At 70.1% G+C, this 4824-nt stretch carries 5 protein-coding genes; 2 read left to right on the top strand and 3 right to left on the bottom strand.

Going from position 1 to position 4824, the window contains the following annotated elements; all coding sequences use genetic code 11:
• The coding region (locus tag ASG00_RS12100; RefSeq protein ID WP_156456252.1) for a phosphatase PAP2 family protein at positions 1 to 634 on the top strand (634 nt) is incomplete at its 5' end.
• Positions 635 to 662: 28 nt separating this feature from the next.
• A complete protein-coding gene (locus ASG00_RS12105) occupies positions 663 to 1697 on the top strand; it encodes an LLM class flavin-dependent oxidoreductase (protein WP_056209913.1) in 1035 nt (344 codons plus the stop codon).
• 35 nt (positions 1698 to 1732) lie between these two features.
• On the opposite strand, the gene arr is transcribed toward ASG00_RS12105, so the two are convergent.
• The 3 genes from arr to ASG00_RS12120 all read right to left on the bottom strand — a co-directional run bounded on the left by arr (position 1733) and on the right by ASG00_RS12120 (position 4635).
• On the bottom strand, positions 1733 to 2155 hold the full coding sequence (arr, locus tag ASG00_RS12110) for an NAD(+)--rifampin ADP-ribosyltransferase (protein ID WP_056209915.1): 423 nt from the start codon (positions 2153 to 2155) through the stop codon (positions 1733 to 1735).
• Between the two features lie 92 nt (positions 2156 to 2247).
• On the bottom strand, positions 2248 to 3816 hold the full coding sequence (locus ASG00_RS12115) for a carbohydrate-binding protein (protein WP_200930927.1): 1569 nt from the start codon (positions 3814 to 3816) through the stop codon (positions 2248 to 2250).
• A gap of 252 nt (positions 3817 to 4068) precedes the next feature.
• Positions 4069 to 4635 (bottom strand): ribonuclease H family protein, encoded by a 567-nt coding sequence (locus ASG00_RS12120; protein WP_056209917.1) that lies wholly within the window; start codon positions 4633 to 4635, stop codon positions 4069 to 4071.
• Between the last annotated feature and the right edge of the window lie 189 nt (positions 4636 to 4824).

The raw sequence follows: 4824 nt of genomic DNA on the forward strand, positions 1-4824 counted from the left end.
CTGGCTGGCGGAAGAGGTGTACGACTCCGTCGCCGTGGGCAACGGCGAGGGGATCGCGGGCATCGACCGGCCGGCGCTCGACGTCGCCCTGACACTCCGCTCGCCGGTCGTCGACACCGTCGTGACGCTGTTCACCGATCTCGCCGGCCCGATCGTGATGCCGATCATCGCAGCGGTCGCTGCGCTTGTGCTCGGCCTGCGGCGCCGTTCCTGGACGCCGGTGATCCTGATCGTCGCCGCCGGAGTCGGATCGCTGCTGATGACCGTCGCCGGGAAGCAGGTGATCGGTCGGGAGCGACCGCCGCTCGAACAGGCCGTGCCGCCGTATGAGTACACGCCGTCGTTCCCCAGCGGTCACACGCTCAACGCGGTCGTGGTCGTGGGAGTCATCGCCTACCTCCTCATCCTCCGGCGGCGCACGCGGGGCGCGAAGCTCGCCCTCGGGATCGGAGCGGCGGCGTTCGCGGTGCTGGTCGGTCTCAGTCGCGCGTTCCTCGGCCACCACTGGCTCACCGACGTGATCGCCGGATGGCTCCTCGGTGGCGCGTGGCTCGCGGTCGTGATCACGGCTCACCGCGCGTCGCTCGTCGTACGGGATGTCCGGGCAAGCCGCGGCATCCATTCGTCGGAATAGAAACCGCACCTCGGAGGTTGCGTCAGACATGAAGAGCTTCGGCACACTCTCGTTCGGTCACTACGGCCCGCTCGGCGGCGGCCACCAGCTGAGCGCCCAGGACTCGCTGCTCCAGGCGATCGACCTCGCCCAGGGACTGGACGAGTTGGGGGTGAACGGCATCGCGTTCCGCGTGCATCACTTTGCGCGCCAGCAGGCCTCTCCCATGCCGCTGCTCGCCGCCATCGCGGCGCGCACCTCGCGCATCGAGGTCGGCACGGGCGTCATCGACATGCGGTACGAGAACCCGCTCTACCTCGCCGAGGAGGCGGCGGCCGTCGATCTCATCAGCGACGGCCGACTCGCCCTCGGAGTAAGCCGCGGCTCACCCGAGACCGTTGTGCGCGGGTACGAGGCGTTCGGCTACACCGGGTCGGAGGATCCGCGCGGGGCCGACATCGCGCGGGAGCACTTCTCGCTGTTCCTGCGCGCCATCGAGGGCGAAGGACTCGCCGAGCGCGACCCGTACAGCCCGTTCGGCGGCGGCACCGGGCTGCAGCGCATCGAGCCGCACTCCCCCGGCCTGCGCTCACGCATCTGGTGGGGCGCCGGCAACCGCGACAGTGCAGAGTGGGCCGGAACCGTCGGCGTGAACCTCATGTCGTCGACACTTCTCACCGAGGCCGACGGCACGCCGTTCGACGTGCTGCAGGCGCAGCAGATCGACGCGTTCCGCGGCGCATGGACGGCGGCCGGTCATCCCGGCGAGCCGCGTGTCTCCGTCTCCCGCAGCATCTTCCCGATCACGACCGCGGAAGAGGCGCGCTACTTCGGGGGCGGCGCGGGCGATGACCAGATCGGCGTCATCGACGGCATCCGCTCGACGTTCGGCAAGACGTACGCGGCAGAGCCCGACGTGCTCGTCGAGCAGCTGCGGCAGGACGAGGCCCTGCAAAGCGCGGACTCTCTCATGATCACGATCCCGAGCCAGCTCGGCGTCGCGTTCAATCTGCGCCTCATGGAGTCGTTCGCGACGTATGTCGCACCCGCGCTCGGGTGGGAGCCGACCGTCGCGACGGTCTGAGCCCAGGTCGCGGAGGTCCGAGCCGAGGTCGCCACTCAATTGAGGATCTCGCCGCCGCCTCCGGCACGGATCACCGCGAGCCGCTCCCGCCACGCGGCACGCGCGTCGGGGGCGAGTCGATTCCAGTCGGCGACCTCGTCGAGCACCCGCAGCGACGAAGCGCTGCGGAAGGAGCGCGTGGGGTTACCGGGGAACTTCTTGTCGGTGACGTTCGGATCGTTCTCGAACGCTCCCGTCGGCTCGACCGCATAGACCCTCGGCGTCGCGCCGTCGCCGGAGAGTTCGGCGGCGATCTCCGCCGCGAGCCCGGCGCCGTCGACGAGCGCCGTGAAGTAGACGTGGTTCATGACCACCTCGGGACGGTAGTTCGAGCGATGCCCGGCCGTGAGGAGATCACCCGGCTGCAGGTCTGCCGTCGTGCCGTGGAAGTAGGGTCCGGGGTCCAGGGGATCGACCATGCGGTGATCCTCCCACCAGACCGGCGCGTATGCGTGCGCAGTGCGGGAGGGAAGGGGGTGCCCGTGCCGGCGCACGGACACCCCCTTGTCTCTCAGCTCAAGGCGCTGAGGAACCCGTTGGTGTAGGCCAGCGACGACGTGCCCGACGACACCGAGTTGCACGTGGCAGACGCGGTCGAGGTCGGCGTCGCGCACGGGACATCCCGGTCGAGCGACCAGAAGTGCACGCCGGCGAGGCCCGCGCTCTTGGCGTAGTTCGCGACCGTCGTGATGTCGGCAAGGGTGAACACCTCGCTGGACACGTCGTTGACCCCGATCATCGGCGTGAGCTCGATCTTCGAGAACGGCACCCCGTAGCTGTGGTTCAGGTTGACCGCGGCCTGCACCGCCGAGCGACCCATGTCGCAGCTGCCGGAGACGACGACGCAGTTGGTCGCCGAGGCGGAGCCGAAGTCCATGGTCATGAGGTTGACCGTGTAGTTCGTCAGCGACGACGCCTGGATGGCCTGCACCACCGCGGCTCCGGTCGAGTTCAGGCCGCCGTAGCTGCCGTCGCTCGCCGCGAGGGTCGCGAGGGTGAACGAGAAGCGCAGGTTCGGGTAGGCGCTCTGCGCGCCGGCCGCCGACGCCACCAGGCTCGAGATCTGCGCCGGCGACTGACCGCCCTCGATGTCGAAGTCGATGCCGACGAGGTGGCTTGACGCGTAGCGCGCGATGAACGACGTGAGACCCGCCGCACTGCCGCACGTGAAGGTGCCGGCCGCGCCACCGGTCGAGATGACGTAGTCGACGCCGGCCGCATCGAGGGATGCGATGTTGGCGGCCGCGAAGGATGCCGCATCCACCCCTCCCCAGTTCTCGCCCGTGCAGGTGCCGGTCGCAAAGCCCAGGGTGACCGCCCGGAGGGAGGTCGCCGAACTGCCGAGCACACCACCCGCGCCGATCAGCGGTCGCGCGGTGCCGGTGACAGCCGTCTGGAGCTTCAGCGTGTTCCAGTTCATCGAGATGGTGGCGTCCTTGTACGGGCTGAACAGGAAGCCGGGCGCCGTGCCGGTCGACGGTGTGGGCGTCGGGGTCACCGTGGGCGTCGGGGTCGGCGTCGGAGAGGCCGTCGGACTGGAGGTCGGCGTCGGGGTCGGCGTGCTGCCACCGCACCTGCCTGTGGCCGTCCAGGGCTGGCCGGTGCCGACGGTGCCGTTGTGGGTCGCGGGCTCGTCGCCGCGGGTCCACCAGTTGGCCCGGTACACGATGCCGCCTTCGGATGCCGTCTGGCCGCCGGTGTAGGTGTCGGTCGCCGACCAGGCAGCGACGCACGCCGCGCCGGTCGGGCTCGGCGTGGGAGTCGGGCTCGCCGTCGGCGAGGACGTCGGGACGGGCGTCGTGCTCCCGCCACAGGCACCCTGGGACGTCCAGGGCTGGCCGGTGCCGGACGCGCCGTTGTTCGTCACCGGGTCGTCGCCCCGGGTCCACCAGTTCGCACGGTAGGTGACGCCGTTGCTGCTGGCGGTGTTCCCGCCGACATAGGTCGCGGTCGCACTCCAGGCCGGGGCGCAGGTCGTGTCCGCGAAGGCGGATGTCGCGACGATCGGGACGGCGACCGCGGCGACCACCACGGCGGTCACCACGAGCCCGATGCGTGCGCGAAGGGATGTTCTCTTCACAGTTGCCTCGTTCGATAGATGGCCGGGGCGAAGACCGTGCGGCTCCCCCGGCGGTGTCAGATGAACGGCCGTCGTTCGTCACCGCCGCAGACCCTGCGCCGGCATCGGGCCGCGTGTCGACGATAGGGGCGAACCTTCAGTAAGACTGTAACTCCATGCTGGGAGAAAGCTGGCGGTTTTCGGACATGACCGAAAACCGCCGAAGATGCGGCAGAACGCGCCGTTCCCGCACCGTGATCGCGGGGCGCGCCGTCAGCGGCGCACGCGGTCCGCGGCGGCGCGCGGCGGGTCGACCGAGACATCCAACCGGTCGAGACCCCGATGCGAGGTCCACACCAGCTGCTCCCCGGCCGCGCCGTGCTGCGACGCACGCACCGCACGCTCGTCCGCCCAACTGTTGAGCCGGTGGCCGGCGTGGCCGCGCACATGCTCCAGCACGACGTCCGGGCGGCCGGCCGACCGGCGGGCGTCGCGCGCCGCGATGAGCTGCTCGAGGATGTCGCGATTGGCGACCGGCTTCTTCGCACTCGTGACCCAGCCGCGACGGCGGTGGCCGTCCATCCACGACACATAGGTGTCGATCGCATACTTCGAATCCGCCTGCACGATCAGTTCGTCGACATCCGCGTGCGCGACGATCGCGTTCAACAGCGCGAGCAGCTCGCCGATGTTGTTGGTTCCCTCCGGCAGCGAACCCGCGGCCCACTCGCCGTCCTCGCCGACCCACGCCCACCCCGTGGGGCCGGGGTTCCCTTTGCACGCGCCGTCGGTGGCGACGACGTATCGACGGGCGGATGTCTCGGAGTTCTCGTCAGGCACGCCTTCCAGTCTTGCAGGCCCTCCGTTCCCACACGCCGCGCCCCCTTAGGCTGGCGCCATGGTCACGATCTCCCCGCTGCATCCCGACGACCGCCCCGCGTGGGAGCCGCTCTGGGCCGGCTACCTGGAGTTCTACGAGACCGACCTCGCCGCCGACGTGAGCGACGCCACCTTCACCGCCCTTACGAT

Origin of the sequence: Microbacterium sp. Leaf351 (assembly GCF_001423825.1) — a bacterium.
GTDB lineage: Bacteria > Actinomycetota > Actinomycetes > Actinomycetales > Microbacteriaceae > Microbacterium > Microbacterium ginsengisoli.

Coding starts and splice junctions, on each gene's coding strand:
- arr (WP_056209915.1), bottom strand. CDS start 2,155: ATGGTCGATCCCCTGGACCCCGGACCCTACTTCCACGGCACGACGGCA.
- ASG00_RS12105 (WP_056209913.1), top strand. CDS start 663: ATGAAGAGCTTCGGCACACTCTCGTTCGGTCACTACGGCCCGCTCGGC.